At 31.0% G+C, this 21,724-nt stretch carries 17 protein-coding genes; 14 read left to right on the top strand and 3 right to left on the bottom strand.

Features of this window, described 5'->3' with window-relative positions; translation table 11 throughout:
* Window positions 1–63: 63 nt before the first annotated feature.
* The 5 genes from bsdtw1_RS20715 (at window position 64) to bsdtw1_RS20695 (ending at window position 8,376) form a co-directional block, all read left to right on the top strand.
* A complete protein-coding gene (locus bsdtw1_RS20715; RefSeq protein WP_183279385.1) occupies window positions 64–1,425 on the top strand; it encodes a peptidoglycan-binding domain-containing protein in 1,362 nt (453 codons plus the stop codon).
* Window positions 1,426–1,655: 230 nt separating this feature from the next.
* Window positions 1,656–3,443 carry a heme NO-binding domain-containing protein gene (locus bsdtw1_RS20710; RefSeq protein WP_183279384.1) on the top strand — a complete coding sequence of 596 codons (1,788 nt, stop codon included), beginning with the start codon at window positions 1,656–1,658 and terminating at the stop codon, window positions 3,441–3,443.
* A 425-nt stretch (window positions 3,444–3,868) separates the two neighbouring features.
* Window positions 3,869–4,570, top strand: coding sequence for a response regulator transcription factor (locus bsdtw1_RS20705; RefSeq protein ID WP_183279383.1), 702 nt, complete (start codon window positions 3,869–3,871; stop codon window positions 4,568–4,570).
* A complete protein-coding gene (locus bsdtw1_RS23565; RefSeq protein ID WP_183279382.1) occupies window positions 4,542–6,824 on the top strand; it encodes a histidine kinase dimerization/phospho-acceptor domain-containing protein in 2,283 nt (760 codons plus the stop codon). The genes bsdtw1_RS20705 and bsdtw1_RS23565 overlap by 29 nt, the downstream gene beginning before the upstream one ends.
* Before the next feature lie 373 nt (window positions 6,825–7,197).
* On the top strand, window positions 7,198–8,376 hold the full coding sequence (locus bsdtw1_RS20695; RefSeq protein WP_183279381.1) for an MFS transporter: 1,179 nt from the start codon (window positions 7,198–7,200) through the stop codon (window positions 8,374–8,376).
* 183 nt (window positions 8,377–8,559) lie between these two features.
* Here bsdtw1_RS20695 and bsdtw1_RS20690 read toward each other — a convergent pair whose 3' ends face one another.
* Window positions 8,560–9,450, bottom strand: coding sequence for a radical SAM protein (locus bsdtw1_RS20690; protein WP_371874764.1), 891 nt, complete (start codon window positions 9,448–9,450; stop codon window positions 8,560–8,562).
* A 698-nt stretch (window positions 9,451–10,148) separates the two neighbouring features.
* Window positions 10,149–11,198, bottom strand: a complete 1,050-nt coding sequence (locus bsdtw1_RS20685; RefSeq protein WP_183279379.1) for a YkvI family membrane protein — start codon at window positions 11,196–11,198, stop codon at window positions 10,149–10,151.
* 262 nt (window positions 11,199–11,460) lie between these two features.
* On the opposite strand from bsdtw1_RS20685, the gene bsdtw1_RS20680 reads away from it, so the two are divergent.
* From bsdtw1_RS20680 to bsdtw1_RS20665, 4 genes are all read left to right on the top strand, one after another.
* The gene (locus bsdtw1_RS20680) at window positions 11,461–12,561 is read left to right on the top strand and encodes a hypothetical protein (protein WP_183279378.1); all 1,101 of its coding nucleotides are present in this window, start codon (window positions 11,461–11,463) and stop codon (window positions 12,559–12,561) included.
* Window positions 12,562–12,948: 387 nt separating this feature from the next.
* Window positions 12,949–13,890, top strand: a complete 942-nt coding sequence (gene mnmL / locus bsdtw1_RS20675) for a tRNA modification radical SAM protein MnmL/YtqA (protein WP_371874739.1) — start codon at window positions 12,949–12,951, stop codon at window positions 13,888–13,890.
* Window positions 13,891–13,972: 82 nt separating this feature from the next.
* Complete coding sequence (locus tag bsdtw1_RS20670) at window positions 13,973–15,082, top strand: ABC transporter ATP-binding protein (RefSeq protein WP_183279377.1); 1,110 nt, start codon at window positions 13,973–13,975, stop codon at window positions 15,080–15,082.
* Between the two features lie 12 nt (window positions 15,083–15,094).
* Window positions 15,095–16,042, top strand: coding sequence for a PucR family transcriptional regulator (locus bsdtw1_RS20665; RefSeq protein ID WP_183279376.1), 948 nt, complete (start codon window positions 15,095–15,097; stop codon window positions 16,040–16,042).
* A 243-nt stretch (window positions 16,043–16,285) separates the two neighbouring features.
* On the opposite strand, the gene bsdtw1_RS20660 is transcribed toward bsdtw1_RS20665, so the two are convergent.
* Window positions 16,286–17,461, bottom strand: a complete 1,176-nt coding sequence (locus tag bsdtw1_RS20660) for a class I SAM-dependent rRNA methyltransferase (protein ID WP_183279375.1) — start codon at window positions 17,459–17,461, stop codon at window positions 16,286–16,288.
* Window positions 17,462–17,783: 322 nt separating this feature from the next.
* On the opposite strand from bsdtw1_RS20660, the gene bsdtw1_RS20655 reads away from it, so the two are divergent.
* The 5 genes from bsdtw1_RS20655 (at window position 17,784) to bsdtw1_RS20635 (ending at window position 21,711) form a co-directional block, all read left to right on the top strand.
* On the top strand, window positions 17,784–18,695 hold the full coding sequence (locus bsdtw1_RS20655; RefSeq protein WP_244638199.1) for a sensor histidine kinase: 912 nt from the start codon (window positions 17,784–17,786) through the stop codon (window positions 18,693–18,695).
* Between the two features lie 122 nt (window positions 18,696–18,817).
* Window positions 18,818–19,309, top strand: a complete 492-nt coding sequence (locus tag bsdtw1_RS20650) for an NfeD family protein (protein ID WP_183279374.1) — start codon at window positions 18,818–18,820, stop codon at window positions 19,307–19,309.
* A 45-nt stretch (window positions 19,310–19,354) separates the two neighbouring features.
* The gene (floA, locus tag bsdtw1_RS20645; RefSeq protein ID WP_183279864.1) at window positions 19,355–20,317 is read left to right on the top strand and encodes a flotillin-like protein FloA; all 963 of its coding nucleotides are present in this window, start codon (window positions 19,355–19,357) and stop codon (window positions 20,315–20,317) included.
* 51 nt (window positions 20,318–20,368) lie between these two features.
* A complete protein-coding gene (locus bsdtw1_RS20640) occupies window positions 20,369–20,749 on the top strand; it encodes a hypothetical protein (protein ID WP_183279373.1) in 381 nt (126 codons plus the stop codon).
* A 224-nt stretch (window positions 20,750–20,973) separates the two neighbouring features.
* Entirely contained in the window at window positions 20,974–21,711 is a 738-nt protein-coding gene (locus bsdtw1_RS20635; RefSeq protein WP_183279372.1) for a LytR/AlgR family response regulator transcription factor, read from the top strand.
* Window positions 21,712–21,724 lie beyond the last annotated feature (13 nt).

The following is a 21,724-nucleotide window of genomic DNA, read 5'->3' as shown; positions in this document are numbered from 1 at the left end:
ATATTCACAAAACCTTTCTTAGAAGCATATTATAGTAAAGAAAAATTTAAAAGGAGTTATATAATGCCATTTAGGGGAAATTTGAAAATTCAATGTTTTCAAGGAGATAATTACATTCCTGTAGATAAAGTAAGGATAACTATCACTCCTACTGGAGAGTTTGCATCTCCAAGTGCTCAAACTATTCAGTTAAGTACTGACTCAGCCGGGCTGTCACCAGTTATACAATTGGATACGCCTCCATTGCAGTATTCCCAGGCACCCAATAACCAAATTCCTTACAGTTTAGCAGATATAAGAGTTGAGAGAGCAGGATTTGAACCGCTTTTTATAAGAGGGTGTCAAATATATCCGGATAAGGTTGCATACCAGAAATGTAATCTGAGTGGAACATCAAACACAAGACAGGGAGAAAATATTATACTGATACAACCTAATAAACTTGTAGGAAACTTCCCACCTAAGATTCCAGAAGATCCAGAGAAACCACTTCCACCACCAAGTAGTGGAGTAGTTTTAAGCAAACCAGTAGTTCCAGAATTCGTGGTGGTTCATCAGGGAGGGCCTAATGATACCTCTGCACCAAACTACAAAGTAAGATTTAAAGATTATATAAAGAATGTTGCTAGTTCTGAGATTTTTCCTACCTGGTCTGATAATACCATTAGGGCTAACTTGTTTTGTATAATATCCTTTACTCTTAATAGGATTTATACAGAATGGTATAGAGGAAAAGGAAAAGATTTTGATATAACTAGTTCTACAGCTTTTGACCACGCATTTAGTTACGGAAGGAACATATTTGATAATATAGAGAGAATAGCTGATGAAATATTTGCTACTTATGCTAGAAGACCTGGCAGAAGACAACCGTTATTAACTCAGTATTGCGATGGAAAGAATGTTCAATGTCCAGGTTGGTTAACTCAATGGGGAAGTAAGTATCTTGGGGATGAAGGCAGAACTCCATTTCAAATACTAACCAATTTTTATGGTTCAGATCTTGAATTAGTAACAGCAGAACAAGTTAAAGGTATTCCTAGTTCATATCCAGGGTATCCTCTTAAAATTGGGTCTAAAGGAGAACCGGTTAGAACTGTTCAAACTTATTTAAATAGAATTTCCGTAAATTATCCATTAATCCCTAAGCTTTCAGTAGATGGAGATTATGGACCTAATACAGCAGAGTCTGTTAGAGTGTTCCAAAGCATATTCAGCCTTCCACAGACTGGTGTAGTTGACTATGCTACATGGTATAAAATATCTGATGTGTATGTTGGTGTAACAAAGATTGCTGAACTAAGAGATTCAACATATACAAGAAATGTTACTGGTATAGAAAGAATATTTTTCCCACCAACAACATCGAATATTTACAGAGGCGATGATGTACCTCATGTAAATTATTTTGATGATTTGTTTTAATAATTATGATTTTTTATAGAGACAAAGAGAAATGCAGGCTTTTTTATATAGCCTGCACTTTTCTTTTCATGAATAATTAGCATTTATTTGTATTTTTAATAAAATTGTTAAGAATAGGATAAAAAAACAGGGATATTGGAGAATTATTGTCAATAAACCTATTTATTTGACGAGAATAATAGTATAATGTAGCTAATGAATAACTATTATTAGTTAGGGGGAGGAGTACTATGAAGGGAACGGTAGTTTCTACTTGGCTTAAAACCTGTAGAAGGCTTTATGGTAATGAAGTTGTAGATAGAGCTATGACAAATGTCACATGGGATAGTGGAAGGATTTTTACACCGCTTGAAAATGTGGATGATAAGGTTATAGGTAATGTAATAAAGTACATAGCTGAAGCTAAACAGATGGATCTCGGTAAGCTTTGGTATATACTAGGTGAAAATAATATAGAGACTTTTTATAATGATTATCCAGCTTTCTTTAGGAAATTAAATTTATATACATTTCTAAAGGCAATGAATGATGTACATGCGGTAATAATGAGAAAATTTTCTGGAGCTAAACCTCCAGCTTTTCAATTAGAGCCTGTAAGTAAAAATCAAGCTTTATTTGTATACAATTCTCCAAGAGGTATGTTTGATTACTTTCAAGGATTACTAAATGGTAGTGCTAAAAAGTTTGGAGAAGAGATATCTATAGAAGAGGTAGCAAGGACAGAAACTTCGTTGTCTCTTAAATTAACTTTTAAGTATGAGATATTAAATAAAAAGAAGTATAGATTGAATAAATTGCTATCCTTTGGATTTTTAAGAAATATAGGAGTGAAATCTGCAATACCTACTTTTATAATCACTGCAATAATAGGTATTATCATATCTGGAGCAGTTAATGGAATTATAGTGGCTGCGGTTGCTGCTGTCATATCTGCTTTATTTACAAATATGATGCTTGCGCCTAAGAAAGCTATAATAAATGAACTTAATGCTATGGCAGAAAGAAAGTATAGTAATTTACAGTTACAATCGAATGATATATTTGAGGATATTTTTAATAGTATAACTAATGTTAAAGACATGTGGTCTCAAGACCTGACGTCTTTTAATAGTGTAACTGATGAGATGAATGTGTTTTCGAAGGACATGTTCCAGATTACAGAATCTATGAGATATACAACAGAAGAAATCAGTGGATTTTCTGGACAAGTTGCAGAGATGTCTACTCAACAGGACATAAATACAGAAAACTTGTTAACTCAGATTAATAAGAACATAGAAGAAATAAACTCTTTAGTTAGCAGTGAAAACAGAAACAAGACAGAATTAGATAAAGCTGTTATAAAAATCGAAGACAGCTATGAACATGTAGAGAGAGCGAGTACTCACATAAATGATACACTTCAATCCTTCATGGGAGTAAAGGAAAGTGGAAGAAAACTTCAAGAAAAAGCATCAGACATTACAAGTATAGTATCAATAGTTTCTGGAATATCAGAGCAAACAAATCTTTTAGCTTTAAATGCTTCTATAGAAGCAGCTAGAGCTGGTGAACAAGGAAGAGGATTTGCTGTAGTTGCTGAATCTATAAGAAAACTAGCTGAGCAATCTAAGGGAGCAGTTAGAGAAATTAATCAAAATCTAGATGTTTTTGCCTCAGATATAAACGGGTTAGTTGATAACATAGATAGCCAATACAAAGTTCTTGAAAAAGAAACTTCAGCGCTTAAGGATGTTAAAGACATAAGTTTTGAAGCTAAGAACTCGATACAAGATGTTTCAGAGGCTATAAATAGTTCTATCGAAGCTCTTAATAGAGAAGCTGATTCTATACAAGAAATGTTTAAGAGCATAGATTCCCTAGCTGCGATAGCAGTAGAAAATGCAGCTGCATCAGAGACTGTAAGTGCAAGTATTGAAGATTATAAAAAAGAAATAGACAAGACTATAGATAGCATTAGAAAGATTGAAGGTATAATCGACATATTTAAAAAAGAATTATCTAAGTATAATATATAATAAAGATGAAACACTTTAATTTGAAAATATAAATTGTATGAAGTGATTTATCTATAGCTTGAATATAATTTGCTACCAATAATAATTAAAATTATTGGTAGTTTTTTACTGTTGAGAAAAGTATAAAACTTTTTCCTAGTTAAACCTAGTAATTTCAAGAGCTTAGAACAGCTATTTAGAATAAACAGTAAAAAATAAAAATTATGTCGCCTGCCAAATTTTCCTCATATGCATTCGGAAAGGCAGATGCGTTAAAAAAGCTCACTGAAGAAGGTCGCTTCAGTGAGCTTTTTTATTTTGTAAGAAAAATTTAAGAAATATGATAAGTAATTTGTAAGATTTAGGGAGTAATATTAAAGAAGAGCTATGAGGAGGGGATTTAAATGGTATAATATTGTAGAAATGTATTAATAGGGGGATAAAAATTGGACAAGTACAATGTTTTAGTAGTTGACGATGAAAAAGAAATAACCGATGCTATAGAGATATATTTAAGTAATGAAGGATTAAATATTCTTAAAGCTTATGACGGAATGGAAGCTTTAGATATGTTGATGAACAATGATATTCACCTAATAGTAATGGATGTTATGATGCCTAAATTGGATGGTTTAAAGGCAACCTTTGATATAAGGAAAGAAAGAAATATACCAATTATAATCTTATCAGCTAAGTCTGAAGATGTTGATAAAATAATGGGTCTTAATATGGGAGCTGATGACTATATGACAAAACCTTTTAATCCTTTAGAACTCATAGCTAGAGTAAGATCCCAGCTTAGGAGGTATTTAAAACTAGGAAATTACGAAGCCTTAGATAAAGATGAAATAAGTACTGGAGGTCTGTTTCTTAATAGAATAAATAAAACTGTGTCAGTAGATGGAGAAGAAATCAAGTTGACGCCAAGAGAATATAAGATATTAAATCTTTTAATGTCAAGTCCAGATAGGGTGTTTTCAATAGATGAAATATACGAGAAAGTATGGAACGAGTTCAGCTATAATGCTGATAATACAGTAGCGGTGCATATTAGGAGAATAAGAGAGAAGATTGAAATTGACCCTAAGGATCCTAAATATTTAAAGGTGGTATGGGGAGTTGGGTATAAGATTGCAAAACAAAAATAAGTTAATAAGAGAAGTTTTATTGATATTAGCCATGTTTTCAATAGCAACAGTGCTTATTGTTTCTGTTGATGTTGTAACTAATAAAGAGGTTCTTGAAAAAGATGGTTTTTATAAAACTAAAGGATTCATGGAGATAGTAAGAAGTTTTAATTCTGATGTTATTGATTTAGCAAAGAATTATAAAAGTGAAGAGTATATTAAAAGTAAGGAATATGCTAAAGATTTATCATCAAATGATATTGAAGCTAAAAGACAAGAATTAGTGAATAAATTACATGATGAATCAGATAAATTAACTTACGAATACAATAATAGAATTAATGAAGCAAATGCAAAGATTACTTCTGATGAAGCAGATAAATTAAAGGAAGAACTTAATAAAGCTCTACAAGATTTAAAAGAGGACTACAATTCAAAAATAAATAGTACAGACAGTTTAAAAAAAGATATTATCGATGAAAGATTGGAGAATTTAAAAGACATAAGAAAAAGAGTAGAGAGTTTTAAAAATATCAAATATGTATTAATTGACGGAAATGATGGGACAACTAAATCTAATATACAATATGATCCTAACAATATAAAGGCTAGTTTTAAAGACAATACAGGATTTTACCTGAAAGTGTATGGCAAAGACGGAAAATCAAATCTATATAAAAATATATACGATTGTAATGTGGATATTAAAAGTAATAATAGTGGAACAGGAAATTTCGGTTCACTAGTTAATATGGTTAGTAATTCAGATTTAACAATATATATGTCTGTTAATGAAAAACTTTCTGAAGGGGATGCAATATATTTTGCATATAGAGATTTCTCTAATTTAAAAGTGAAAATTATTAATGAGGCTATAGTAGTTGTAGTAGCACTCGCAATTTTTATAATTTCATTAGGTGTACTTATATATCGTATAAAATTTATAGATGAAAATATAACAAGTTTTAGAAGGTTTCCACTTGAAGTTAGAGCAATTGGAGTTATAGCTATAATTGTTTTAAATATAGCAATTTTGGTTAGCTACTATGCATATTATCCATACAGAAAATCAGAAGTAATATCATTAGTAGAAATAGAAGCTATAGTAGGCATTGCACTTACATTAATTATGTTATTAAAACTTGCACTACCTATATTTTATAAAGAAGCAAGGCAAGAGATGGTGAAGAAGGCATTATGGTGGAAGGCATATGAGTTATTAGAAAAGGTTGTTAAGTATGGTAAAGAAGTTACTTATATGAGAAGCATATTCTTCAAAGCTATTGTAGTTATATGTTTAGGGGTATTTGTTATACTGCCGCTAACTGTATTTGTTGGTTTTTTATTCAGTCATGGGGTGTTTGTATATGGGTTCATCATATTACTTCTAATTATAACCTTAGCAGTGTTTGTTTCTGCATATGTGTTTAAGAAACTTATAATATTAGATAGGATTATAGTAGGAGCTGAAAAGATAACAAATGGAAATTTAAACTATACTATTAATATAAGAGGTCAAGGGAATTTGTCTAAACTTGCCAATAATATAAATAATATGAAAGCAGGGCTTAAGAGTTCTATTGAAAGTGAGGTTAAAAGTGAAAGACTTAAGACTGAACTTATAACTAATGTTTCACATGATTTAAAGACTCCACTAACTTCTATAATAAACTACGTGGACCTACTAAAGAGGAATAATGCATCTCCGGAAGATATGAGAAACTATATTGATATTCTTGATAGAAAATCCCAAAGACTTAAAGTGTTGATTGAAGATTTATTTGAGGCATCAAAGGCTGCTAGTGGATCCTTAGAAATTTATATAGAGAAAGTAGAAGTAACATCGCTTCTCAAGCAGACTTTAGCTGAATTTGAAGAGAAGATAATGAAAACAGAACTTGATTTTAGAGTAATATATCCAGAGCGTAAGATATATATAATGGCTGATGGTAAAAAACTTTGGAGGGTTTTCGAAAATCTAATAAATAATATTCTTAACTATTCTCTACGAGGAACTAGAGTTTATATAACAGTAAATTATGAGGATGGCAAGTTAAAGATTGCAATGAAAAACATTTCATCATATGAGTTGGATATTGATCCTGAGGAAATATTAGAAAGATTTAAAAGAGGAGATCAATCAAGGCAGACAGAAGGATCTGGCTTAGGATTAGCCATAGCAAAAAGTTTAATAGAACTACAGAACGGGAATTTCAATATACAAATAGACGGGGATCTATTTAAAGCTAATATTGAGTTTGAAGAAGCTAAGTAAGTTAGAAGTTATAAATAAGTATATAATTCTATCAATAAATATGATAGAATTATATATAAAATATACAAAGAAGATATAATAAAAAATAATAGAGGTCCTTTGGGATTTCTATTATTTTTTATTATCTTTTTGCAGAATTAAAGAGCTGTAATCAGGTTTTATGTTTTATACTGTATTGATACAATTCGTTATTATTTCCATTGTACTTATGTATAAGTGTTATATAATTTAACTTGGAAATATAAAAGCAAATCAGTAGTAAATATAGGCTTTTTATATCAGATTTTGAGCTTATATAAAAAAGTGAAATTTATAACATCCATTTATTTAGAGGTTGTTTATATGAAATACTAACAAAGGGGTGGCTGATTATATGAATCAATCTAATATATTAAGCGTCAAACTTAAGTTGCTTTATGTATTTGAATTTGCAGCAATGGCATGTTTTTATCCTTTCTTAACATATTATTTTCAAAACAAAGGATTTAGTTATACTCAAATAGGAATTGCTATGGCGGTTTATTCGATAACAGGAGTTATAACACAACCCATTTGGGGTGTGATTACAGATAAGTATTCGAATAAGCGAACTTCAATTTTGATAACTATGTTTTTTAGTTCCTTAATTATATATCTTTTTATCTTTGTTAATGGATTCTATTTTATTCTAATGAGCATGATTATTTTATTAATGTTTCAAAGCTCAGTTAATCCATTGTCAGATGCTTATAGCTATGAAATTATAGAGCATAACAAAGATATTCAATACGGAAAAGTAAGACTTATGGGATCCGTTGGATATGCAGTTGCAGCCTTAACTATTGCACAGGCAGTAAAGTATACAAGTATTAATAGTTCTTTCGTTCTATTTTCCATTACTATGCTTTTAGGGGCCATCATAGTTTGGAGTATTGATTTTAAAAGTAAATCCCATCATAGTAAGGTAGATATTAGTGCTATTAAGAAACTTATGAAAGATAATAGATTTTCAGTTTTTATAGTTTCAGTAATAATAGTGAATATCGCATTTGGTATTAATGGAAGCTATATCACAGTATTAATACAAAAAACTGGAGGTGATGTCTCTAAGTTAGGTGTATTATGGTTTGTTCTTGCAATAAGTGAATTGCCTACTTTGTTTTTAGGAAACAAGTTGTTAAATAAGTTTGGAGAACTAAATCTACTTATGATAGGGCTGGCATTTTATGTGCTTCGTTACTTTTTAGATTCATTAAGTACATCTTATATATCTGTTATAATGATTCAGGGTATGCAATCCATTACCTATCCATTGTTTTTGATATCATCGTATCAATATATGAATAAGATTACTCCAGAGAGAATGAAGTCCTCTGTTATGACTTTCTTTGCAGCGGCATGTGGTATAGGCAACTTCATTGGTAATATAGGAGGAGGAATTCTTTTAGAACATATTAGTATTTTTCTTTTATTTAGGATTATATCGTTTATTTGTGTGGTATGTTTGATCATTGTATCAATATTAAAAAGAATAAATGTACCTATAAAAGAAGAAATCTGTATTAATATATAGAAAAAGTCTTAACCTAATCAGAATTATATATGAGATATCTTAATAGGTTCCTTTAAATAAACTTAAGTTTTAAGCGCCTCATAGTCACAGTTTATGGTGATTATGAGGCGCTTCTAATTTTAAAAGTTGAGTTAGAAACCTTGTAACCCGTAACAAGATAAATTTAGGGATTAATTAACAAAGTTAAACTCCCTCATTTTTAAAAGAAGGGACGAAACTCTTACTACTAGTTCCAGAGTCTTGGACGAATCCGTTTTTAACGCCAATAGATAAGGCATAATCAATAAGTGAATCATAATGTTTTGGATTAAGAGTTTTATTTATTTCAGGGTAATCAGATGCTTTATGCATAGGGGTGTATTGATTCATGATACTTATATATACGGAATCCCCGAAAGTCCTATATATATCATCAATTACTTTTTTACTATCAAATAAAAATCCTGGAAGCATAAGATGACGTACTATCACACCTTTAGAAATAATCCCTCTTTCATCAAATCTAGGTGTACCAACCTGGTTAAGCATCTCACCAATCAATGAATTAATGTTCTCTACATACCCTTTTACAGTAGAATATCTTAATGCATATTTTTCGTTGAAGTATTTGTAATCGGGTAGATATACATCGATATATCCATTTAACGCCTTTATTGTCTCCAACGTATCGTATCCATTTGTGTTATAAAGGATTGGTATTGTTAATCCTTTATTTTTTGCTATACGCAAAGCTTCAATTATTTGAGGGACATAATGGGTTGGCGTTACTAAGTTTATATTGTTAGCATTCTTTTCTTGGAGTTCTAAAAATATTTCGCTTAGTCTCTCTATACTTATCTCTTTACCAATATGTTCTTGACTTATCTCATGATTTTGACAGAATACACAGCTAAGATTACAATGAGAAAAAAATACTGTACCGGAACCTTCTTGGCCAGATACACAGGGTTCTTCCCAAAAATGAAGTGCTGCTCTAGCAACTTTAATCTTATCATCAGCTCTACAAAAACCAATACTTCCATTTAATCTATCGACTTTACATCTTCTATTACAAAGCTCACAATTTTTCAGCATGTCTAAATAACTCAAAATAAGCACCTCTGATAAATGGTTTAATTTAATAATCAAATAATAACTTATAAATTTTAGATGTAGTTAAAGGTCAGTGTTGAAATTAAATGGTCATTCATCCGATGCTTTAATGAGCTTACGCAAAGAATTAATATGATTTTTTCATATTCCATGGGTAAAACTGTAGACTCACTTCGTTCGAACAGTACAGTTTTACTCTTTGCAAATCCATACTTTTTATAATTCTTTCATATTTTAGATATTATGAAACTAAAAAAGTTGTTTATCTAAAGAGTAAAGAGTGAGAATATATCGCCTGCCAGAATTTCTTCACATACGTTCAGAAAAGGCAGATGCGTAAAAAAATCACTAATAAAGAACGATTAGTAATTTTTTAGAGCCACTCCATCTGACAAAATCATTTAATTCTAATGGCTCGCTCATATAGCATCTCCTGCATAACCATTTAATTTCAACAATGTTCTTAGGCTAGCAAAATTTAAAAATATTAAAGTTATGTTATTAAAAGATTATGTCTAAATAATATCATAAACAATAATTTTTATCATTCATTAATATAAAAGGCTTATTTAATGATAAAGTTAATATAAATGTTTTTAGTATATGTAGATGTTACTTGTAATTAAGGGTAAAGGGAAACCAGTGGATTGTTAAAATCCACTGGTTTTTTAAGCTTAAAGTTATCTCATTTTTCGAACATAAAAGTAAATGCATTGGCTTATAAAAATTAAGCTTAATACACCGAACATAGGATATAAGGTAGATATCAAGTTAGTGAAGCCTATTTGAGAAACTAATATAGCTAGTCCAATAACAAGGAATATAGCAGTGTCATATTTAATCTTAAGAACTTTATCTATAGTTTTTGAAATTGAAAATACATCAGATACTTCAGTAGAAAACATCTCTAACCATATTATACATAAGAGAACTATCTGCAGTACTCTACCGAATCTATTAGTTATATATAATAATGGTATTTCGTATTGATATATATATGGTTGATTCAGCATTAGCATAAGGTTTATAGCCATGCATAATAATGTTAAGCCTATTGCTCCTAAAGAAATTCCGAGTATCATGGTCTTGGTTTTCTTCATTTCTGTACTTAGAGGCACAAGAACACCTGAACAGCACAATATATTATAGCCAGAGTAAAGTATAGTTGACAGCCACCAGTTGCTTTTTTGGGCACCAAGACTTTTAAGGTGAGGTATAGTAACTACATCTTTATAGAACACTAGATATAGAATTAGTATAGTTGATATAACTAATATCAATGAAGGTACTATAAAGGAATTTACTTCTATTAGTCCGGAGGTTTCTCTAGTCAAAGCTAGTAAAGCTGCTGTAGCCATTATTAAAGTACCTAAAATTTTTGGTATGCCAAAAAATTGGTGCAATAAGGCTCCACTACCTGCCAAAATTATAGAGGCAGAAGAAATTAAATAAAGTGTGGTTATTACACCTGTTATTTTTCCGAGAAAGTTAGGGCTTACTACGTTTATAACTTCTCCATATGAATTTAAATTAAATTTAATACTGATTTTAGCCATTATGGAACACATAGCTATGTAAAACAGCCCACAAAAAATAATCCCTATGAAACTTTTATATCCGTAAGATGTAAAAAATTGTGTTATCTCTTTTCCAGAAGCTAATCCAGCTCCTACTATTGTGCCTATAAATACTGCAGCTACCTGAAAAACCTTTAAGGCTTCCTTTCTCACGATATCCCTCCATGTATATTATTCATAATAAATATATATAGATTGTCCACTATTTATTCATAAAAGGTAGAAGAATATTTATATAATAGTTTTTACTTAAATGGAAAAGCTATTTTATATATAGTCGTATATATGTATGAAGAAACAAAAGACATTGAATTTATGGTGATCTTGAGAATATTCAGCGGTTTATTTTCAGGTGCTGGGAAAAATTGGTTTTAGTTAGATATGTTACATCTATAATAGTAAGGAGTGGGAAGTTATGAAGAAAAGAAGGTTGTTTGTAGTATGGATATTAGTTATAGCAACCATATTTGTTGGATGCAAAAAAAGTAATACTTCTTCAAGTGGATCTAGTTCAGATAGTCTAGTTAATGAAAAGCAAGCTATAAGAGTTGCAGAAAATTATATGAAGTATCTTTCTAGAAATGATTATGAAAATGCTAGAAAGTTATGTAGCTCAAAGCTTGCAAATAAAACCCAGGAACTTCAAGATACTGATTTATCTATAGTAGATTTTTCAGTAAGTGAGATAAATCAATCAGGTAAAAGTGCAATTATAAAAGCTAAAGTAAATAGATTGAAGCAAGGAGTTCCTAGAGCAGATATAGATACTTTTTCAATTAAGGTGTCTAAGCAGCAAGGGGATGTATATGAAATAGATGAAGTCAAAGCTGAAACTCTTGTGGAAGCCTTTGTAGAAGGAGAAAGTATTAAGTTAAAATCTAAGGATGAGCCAAAAGCTAAATTAGTTATTGCTATGAAAGATTTACCTAAGGATATGTACCCAAAAACAAACGAAGCCAATATATTAAAGAAGGAAATACCAGCTAAAGAGTTTACTGCTATTAATTTCACTATATCAGGCCAACGTATGGGCATATCTACAAAGGATGGAAGTAGATCTTTTGTTGGAATATTAGAAGTAGAAGATGCAGTGCCTACAGCATCATCACAAAGTGGTAGTGGTAGTAGTGGCGGTGGTGATGGGCAGGATCAAAAACAGCAGGAAGATCCTGATAAAAAGCCATTAGCTAAAAAGGTCAAAGCTGTTGATATATATGATAATGGAATAGTGCAAAAAATTATGTTTTCTCAAGATGAGAATTATATGGCAGTTCAGTATTTAGAAAATAATGTGGCTAATAGATTGAAGGCTTATAGTGTAGCTAGCGGAAGTATGCTTGAAGCTAATTTTGATAAAATTTTTCCTGCAGACAAATATGAGCTTGTATTTTCTAAATTTACTAAAACCGAAATGTTCTTTGAAGTAAAGGGTGTAAGTGGTAGAACTGATGTAAGGCAGGACGTATTAGGTATGTATAAGCTTGATTTTAAGGAATTAAAAATAGATAAGGTATAAAATATTACTTTTGTTCATTTACACAGGCAAAATTATGAGTGCTTAAGTTATGTATGTTTGAAGATTATATATTATTTTTAGTATGAATAAGTTATAAAGATGAACCACTTTGATCCAAAGTGGTTTATCTTTATAGAGTTCCAAACTCAACTATTAATTTATATATGACAGAAAATCCCCAGAATCCGAGATTTTCGAATAAGTATAAATTAAGTTTCGATACAGGAATTCTCTAGATAGACCAGTTCCAAATAAAATCTACCTAGTATTGAAAGTTAGAACTAACGGCTTTTTGTAGGCATAAATAAACAATTGAAGTTTAAGACTAATAAGGGTTAGAATATAAGAAGATATAAATTATTTATGTTTTTATGAAAGGTTGATTATATGGAACAAATGAAAATGTGGGGAAATAAGCCTTACCATAGTTTGAATTATTTTCTAAGAGAAAAGTTTGGAGAAAAGATATTTAAAATATCTTTAGATGGGGGATTCACATGCCCTAATAGGGATGGAACTATAAGTAAGGGCGGTTGCCTGTTTTGTAGTGAAAGAGGATCGGGAGATTTTGCTGGAGACAGATGTTTCTCTATAACATCTCAATTTAATGATATAAAGAATATGATGCAAAAAAAGTGGAAGAATGGGAAGTATATAGCTTATTTTCAAGCATACACAAATACCTATGCACCAGTTGAGGTTCTTAGAGAAAAGTATGAAGAAGCTTTAAAGCAAGAAGATGTTATTGGTATAGCTATTGCCACTAGACCGGATTGTTTAGATGAGCAAGTGCTAGATTTATTAGAGGAAATAAGCAAAAAGGTATATCTCTGGGTGGAACTTGGACTTCAAACTGTTAGTGATGATACAGCAAAGTTGATAAATAGGGGCTACAAGCTCGAGATGTTTGAACAAGCTGTTGAGAGATTGAAACGAAGATCTATTGATATAGTTGTACATTGTATATTTGGACTTCCAGGTGAAACGGAACAAGATATGTATAAAACTGTTGATTATATTGCGCATAGTGGAGTAAATGGTGTGAAGTTTCATTTGCTACACTTGCTTAAAGAAACCCCGATGGTAAGATTATATGATCAAGGTAAGCTTAAATTTCTTTCTCAAGAACAATATATTGATATCATATGCAAATCAATTACTATGCTTCCTGATGATATGGTTATTCATAGATTAACAGGGGATGCACCAAGAGATTCATTAATTGGACCAATGTGGAGTTTGAAGAAATGGGAAATATTGAATGAAATAGATAATACTATGAATCGAAATCATTATTACCAGGGTTTGTACTTTACTACAAATAGCTAAAATTAATTTTGTAATTTCCTCGTATGGAATAAGTGTGATTAAACGCTTACAATTAGAGTATAAAATACAAGGAGGAGTACAAATGGCAAATTTATCATTGAAACATATATACAAAGTATATCAAGGGGATGTTACTGCAGTAAAGGATTTTAATCTTGAGATTGAAGATAAGGAATTTATAGTATTTGTAGGACCATCAGGTTGCGGTAAATCAACCACTTTAAGAATGATAGCAGGTCTTGAGGAAATATCAGACGGAGAACTTTGGATCGGAGATAAAATCGTTAATGATGTTGCACCAAAAGACAGAGATATAGCAATGGTTTTCCAAAGCTATGCATTATATCCACATATGACTGTTTATGATAATATGGCCTTCGGACTAAAATTAAGAAAAGTAGACAAAGCTGAAATAGATAAGAAAGTAAGAGAAGCTGCTAAGAGCCTTGACATAGAGCACTTATTAGATAGAAAACCAAAAGCACTTTCAGGTGGACAAAGACAAAGAGTTGCATTAGGTAGAGCTATAGTTAGAGAACCTAAGGTATTCTTAATGGATGAACCTCTTTCAAACTTGGATGCTAAGTTAAGAGTTCAGATGAGAACTGAAATATCTAAATTACACAAGAGACTTCAAACTACATTTATATATGTTACTCATGATCAAACAGAAGCTATGACTATGGGTACTAGAATAGTTGTTATGAGAGATGGACTAGTTCAACAAGTTGCAAGCCCACAAGAAGTTTATGATCACCCAGCAAACATATTTGTTGCAGGATTCATTGGATCTCCACAAATGAACTTTTTAGATGCTAAAGTTTCAGAAGAGCAAGGAAAAGTAGCTCTTACTGTAGGAACAGAGAGAATAGTTCTTAATGACCAACAATCATCAGTGTTAAAAAAGAACAATTATGTGGGAAAAGATGTTATAATGGGTATAAGACCAGAACATATTGATGATGATCCAGATTTTATAGCTAGAAATCAAAATTCAATTATCGAAGCTAAAGTAGAAGTTACAGAATTAATGGGTGCTGAAAGTTACATTTACGTATCAAAGGACGGAAACAACATGACAATAAGAGTAAATGGCAGCACTAAACTTGAATCTGGAGATAAAGGTAAATTTGCAATAGAAGTTGATAAGATACACGTATTTGATAAGGAAACAGAATTAACAATTTTATAGGAGGACTAAAATATGTACAATTTCAAAGACTATCTTGCTAGATTGAGTGAAAATAGTGGTGTGGAGTTTAAACTTTCATTAGATGATAATACGATATTATTTAATTCAATAATATCAATTGATGGAGCGCTGCTATTAGAAAAAGAGCTTTGGCTTGGAGCACAAAAAGCTAAGCTTGCAATCAGCAAAAGCTTTGAAATGTGCATTCCCCTACTAAAATATTCAATTGAAACTAAATATAGAGAAATATTCTCTATGAGAGAACAACTTGTTATTAATATGTTGGAAGGAAAGGGTGTTTCTTCAGAAGCTTTATATAATGCATTGCCCTTTCTATCCAATAGATGTACATTGTTCCTTATATCTTTAAGTAAAAATAGATATGATGCTCTTAATGTAATAAAAGAATCCTATGATGATGAAAACATAATAAGTATGATTTATAAAGATTATATAGTTATTTTAGGAAATTTTGAAGATGAATTAGATCATGCAAATAGTATGAAGGACTCTATTCTTTCAGACATATATACAAAATGCTATATAAGTTACAGCTCTTTTAGTGGTGGAGCTGATGATATAAAAAATGCGTTCAATGATGCAGCATTGTATATAACTCTTAGTAAGAAATATGATTTGAAAGAAACAGTATATGATTCAGACAAACTCATTTTAGAGAAGGTAATCTATAATATAAATGACAACATGAAGGAAGAACTCTTTATAAAGTTTAAAGATAAGTTCTCTAAATTTGATTCTGAAATTATAAGTACTATAGAGGAATTTGCTAATTGTGGACTTAATATCAGTGAAGCAGCTAAAAAGTTATATATACATAGAAATACTCTTATATATAGATTAGATAAAATATATAAAGATACTGGATATGATATAAGAAACTTTAAAGAAGCCTCAATATTTATAATAGCCTTCTTTATCTGGAAGGAAAGAAGAGCTTAAGCATTTGTTTTCTATAGTGCCATAATATAAGAATGGTGAAATTACAATATAATAAGTTGAGAATCATGGAGCTTTCATTGATTAGTGAGGCTCTTTTTTACTGTATACGAAAATACAAAAATTTCAAGAAAGTTAAACCTAGGTATTTCAATGGTTTTAGAAATTTTGCAAATTACAAAATAAGCTTTCAAGACTCTCTTTAACTAATGAGAAGCCCTGAAAGCTATATTTTTACATTAATACTTAAATTACTTGGAATATAAAGAACTTTAAGTAGTAACTTTCATCTGAACTCCATAATATAGGATGATCTGCAGACTGCGTTCTAAATTCCACTTGTCTTAGTTGTCTTTTTGCATCTCTAGCAGCTTCTTCAATGGTTTTCTTTAAAAGTTCTTCGCTCATATAATGTGAGCATGAACAAGTAACTAGGAAGCCGCCTTCTCTAACCATCTTTAAACCTCTAAGATTGATTTCTTTATAACCTCTTTTTGCACCTGTAACTGTATTCTTTGACTTAGTAAATGCAGGTGGATCAAGGATAACAACATCAAACTTTCTGTCTTCTTTAGCCCATTTTGGAAGTATATCGAAGGCATTATGACATTCGAACTTAACTGTGTCTGAAAGACCATTAAGCTCAGAATTCTTTGTTGCAAAATCAACTGCATGCTGAGATACATCTATTCCAAGAACTGACTTAGCACCTGCTACTCCCGCGTTTAGCGCAAAGGAGCCAGTATGAGTAAAGCAATCTAGAACTTCAGCATCTTTGCATATTCTATGAATTGCTTTTCTGTTTTCTTTTTGATCTAAGAAAAAGCCTGTTTTTTGGCCATTTTCTAAATCAACAAGATATTTTACTCCGTTTTCTGTAATTTCAACCATTGTATCAAATTGCTCAGTCAAGAAGCCTTTCTTTTGTTCTAAGCCTTCAATCTCTCTTGTTCCGATATCGCTTCTTTCAAATATTCCTTTAGCGCCAAAATCCTCAGTAAGAACTTTAACTATTATGTCTCTATATTTATCCATACCTAAAGTAGATATTTGAATTACATAATAATCTTCAAACTTGTCTATAGTAAGACCAGGAAGAAAATCCGCTTCTCCAAATACAAATCTGCAGCTAGAAGTATCTATTACCTTTTCTCTATAACTCCATGCATTCTTTAATCTTTTTCTGAAGAAGTTAATATCTATTTCTTCATTGATATCTTTAGTCATCAATCTTATAGTTATTTTGCTTCTATCATTTATGTAACCTTTTCCTATAAACTCACTTCTATCATTGTAAACTTCAACGATATCACCGTTTTCATAATCACCATCGTATTCATTTATCTCATCTATGTATATCCAAGGGCGTCCAGCTGATAGCTTCTTGTTTGCTATTTTATGTAAATAAAACTTACTACTCATATTTCCACTCCTTATGTAACCGCGAAGTCACAATTAATTATTAATCTACTGATATAATGAAATATAGTTATATTATTTCATATAATCCTCTAAGATTATAACACATACAATATATTTTATTCATATTTTATTTTACATAATTTATATAAATATATAATAATTATTCTAATTAACATTCCTAAATCATTTCTTGGAATTGATAGAAAGGTTTTGAAGCTTAAGGTTTGTTAGAAGATAATATTTTGCAGGTTAAATACAGGCTATTAAAAGAAGGATAATCTTAGCTTTAAACTATAAATTGGATTATAATGAAAAATATGGTATGATATCATTAGGAAGATTCTGTGTAGAAGGGTTGAGTATATCTATAATGAAGTTAAATAAGTTTAGATTTAGCTTAGGAAAAACATTACTAATTTCAGCTTTAATGAATGTTATACAAGTTATGCTTATGATTTTTCTCCTCATATTTAATAAAAGGAGTGACATAATAGAAAATAGTACTACTAAGATCTACATAATAGCTCTCATAATAGCTATGAACAGTTTAGTATCAGTATTTAGTTTTTATTCAATACTGTTCAGAAGAGGAGAACGAGGACTGGTTGAGTCTATGAGAAACTTGGAACAGTTGAACAGGACTCTTAGAGAACAAAGGCATGATTATTTAAACCATATACAAATAATATACGGGCTCATGGAATTAGGAGAGTTTGAAGAAGCTAAAAACTATATGGAACCGGTATATAAAGATATAATAAAGCTCAGTAAGGCACTTAAGACTTCAGAACCAGCTATAAATGCCTTGCTTCAAGCGAAACTTCAGATGGCCGAACAAAAAGATATAGTGGTGGAGATAGAAGTCAAGACTGAGCTTAAGAGGCTTCCTATAAAGGCGTGGGAGATATGTAGGGTGTTAGGAAACCTAGTTGATAATTCCATATATGCCCTTCAACTAAAGGATAGTAGTAGGTTTCTGTTTATAGAGCTTACTGAGACGGTTAATAATTATAAATTTACAGTAATGAACAACGGACCTAAGATATCAGAAGATGCGCTATCTTCTATATTTAGTGAAGGATTTACTACCAAAGGCAGTGAAGGTAATGGGATGGGGCTGTTTATAGTAAAAGAGATATTAGATAGCTGCAAGGGAGAGATAAAGGTAGAATCAAATAATGATAGAACAGTATTTTATTTTACTATTCCTAAGGTAGAAGAGAAAAGTACTTAGATAAAAGAACAATATAAAAAGACATTTTAGGAGTAAAAATGTATATTACATAGACTTTCTATTATAGGGCTTAGATAAAGTTTGTATAATATGATTAAAGGATGATGAAGGGAGGAAAGTAAATGGATTTATTTTCAGCATTTTCAGCATTAACTATTATTCTTTTAATCATAGGTTTTATACTTGTAGGAATTGAAATGGTTGTTCCGGGATTTGGACTTCCCGGTATAGCAGGTTCTATATGTCTTATAATAGCAGTTTTTATTACAGTTAGATCCTTTGTCGAAGCACTTATAATGATTGTTGGAATAGTGGCGATACTAGGAATACTATTAGCTGTGGTATTAAACTCATTTACAAAAGGAAAGTTGTTCAAGCCACTGATATTGACTGAAGAGCAACATAAAAATAAGGGATATATAAGCTCTAACGATTTAGATTATTTGCTTTACAAAACCGGGTTGACCATAACAGACTTAAGGCCTGCAGGCGCAGCTGATTTTGATGGAGTTAAATTTGATGTAGTTGCAGATGGAGAATATATATCAAAAGATACTAAGGTTGAAATATTTAAAGTTCAAGGTTCAAGACTTGTTGTTAGAAAAATAAAATAATTTATATTAGGGAGGATTATCATGGGAGACGTTTTTGCGATTAGAATGATTATTAGTATTGTAATTATTGTTTTTGTGGTTGGAACATTTTTTACTTTCGTTCCGCTAGGATTATGGGTGTCATCACTAGCTGCAAATGTAAGAGTTAGTGTATTTAATTTAGTAGGTATGAGACTTAGAAGAGTTGTACCAAGTAGAATAGTTTTACCTCTTATTAAGGCCACTAAGGCAGGACTTACTATAAACGTAAATCAATTAGAGGCACACTATCTTGCTGGAGGAAATGTAGATAAGGTTGTTGATGCACTTATAGCTGCACACAGAGCTGATATTGATCTTCACTTTGAGAAGGCTGCTGCAATAGACCTTGCGGGTAGAGATGTATTAGAGGCTGTTAAGATGAGTGTTAACCCTAAAGTAATAGAAACACCAAATGTTTCTGCTGTTGCTAAGGATGGTATTGAATTATTAGTTAAGGCTAGAGTTACTGTTAGAACTAATTTGGAAAGACTTGTTGGTGGAGCTGGTGAAGCTACAATTCTTGCCAGAGTAGGTGAAGGTATAGTAACTAATGTAGGTTCTTCAGAAAGTCATAAGCTAGTTCTTGAAAATCCAGATGCTATTTCTCAAACTGTTCTAAATAAAGGACTAGATGCAGGTACTGCGTTTGAAATACTTTCAATAGATATTGCGGATGTAGATGTAGGAAGAAATATAGGCGCACATCTTCAAACTCTTCAAGCAGAAGCTGATAAGAATATAGCACAAGCTAAAGCAGAAGAAAGAAGAGCTATGGCTGTAGCAAAGGAACAAGAAATGAGAGCTACAGTAGTTGAAGCTGAATCAGAAGTTCCAAGAGCAATGGCACAAGCACTTAGAGAAGGTAAGCTAGGTATAATGGATTACTATGATATGCAGAATTTGATAGCAGATACAAGAATGAGATCATCAATATCTGAGTCAGGTCAAAAGAAAAAAGAGATAAAGACTAATAAAGAAAATCAATAAAATCAATAAAAGATTATTGATTTCTATTAAGTCCATAAAGGAGTGATTGATTTGGATTTAAAAGATATTATATCTGATATTATGGACAATATAACAGACAGTGAAGATTTTAGAGGTATAGGTAGTTCTTTTAAGAAGTATAAGCAGATGGTAACAACCGGGATGAGTGGAGACTATAGAGCTGATTCAAGATATTCGCAAGATATAGACTATGGAATTAATGTAGAAAGTAATATTATCTCAAAAGACTCATATGGTGAACCTTTAGGATCTAATAAAGTCGATATGCAACCGATGGAGGAAGAAAAAGGTCTAATAACAGGGATTTCCGAGGAAATAACTCCTTCTAAGTTAAAAGAGGCTATAATACTTTCTGAAATAATAAGTAAACCTGTTTGTAAGAGAAGTAGAAGAGGATTTAGAAGAGTCTAATATTTATATAAAGATGTACCACTTCAATCCGAAAAGTATTTTCAAAACTCCTCTGGTTCTGAGAGGAGAAATTGAAAATATAAGTTCTATTATGAAGTGGTACATCTATAGATAAATTACTTCATATTTGAAACTATCAAAATAAAGATTTGCAGATTAATAGAAATCTTTATTTTGAGTCTAAGGATTGAAGTAGTTCATCTATAGAAAGGTGCAGATCAATTATGAAGGTGCTAATAGTAGATGATGAAAAAGGAATGAGATTAGTAATAAGAAAAGTCGTAGAGAAGGTTCAAGGTTTTGAAGTTATAGGTGAGGCCGGAGAAGGAGAACTTGCCATTAGTATTTTTGAAGAAAAGAGGCCAGAAATAGTTTTTCTAGATGTGGAGATGCCGGATTGTAATGGAATTGAACTTGCTAAGAAGATATCAGATATTAATCCTAAAACTATTATCATATTTGCAACAGCACATTCTCAGTATATGTCTGATGCTTTTCAAGTATATGCTTTTGATTATTTGGTTAAGCCTTTTAAGATTGAAAGGCTGAATCAGACTTTGGACAGAATCAAGAATCTAAATGGACCTTCTACTAGTTATGGAATTGATAAGATAATAAAGCATGAAAAAGGCTTAGAAAAACTTATGATTAAGAGCAAGGAAGGGGTTAGTTTTATTGACTCTAAAGAGATTGTTCTTGTGCAGAGAGAAGAAAATAGTACAGTTATCTATACGAAATCTGATAACTTTATAACCTCAGCAACTCTTTCGGAAATCGAAGAAAAATTAGATAAAGCTCAATTTTTTAGAAGTCATAAGTCGTATATAATAAATCTATCATTAATTTCAAAAATTTATCCTTATGGAAGATGGACATATATAGTGAAATTAAAAGATACGGATAAGGATGCTTTGTTAACTCATGAAAAATACGAGGATATAAAAAAGATATTTAGTTTATAAAAATGGTTTAAGT

Source organism: Clostridium fungisolvens (assembly GCF_014193895.1).
GTDB classification, from domain to species: Bacteria; Bacillota; Clostridia; order Clostridiales; family Clostridiaceae; genus Clostridium_AR; species Clostridium_AR fungisolvens.
The sequence above is the reverse complement of the archived record's forward strand: the minus strand, read 5'-3'. Positions and strand labels throughout refer to the sequence as shown.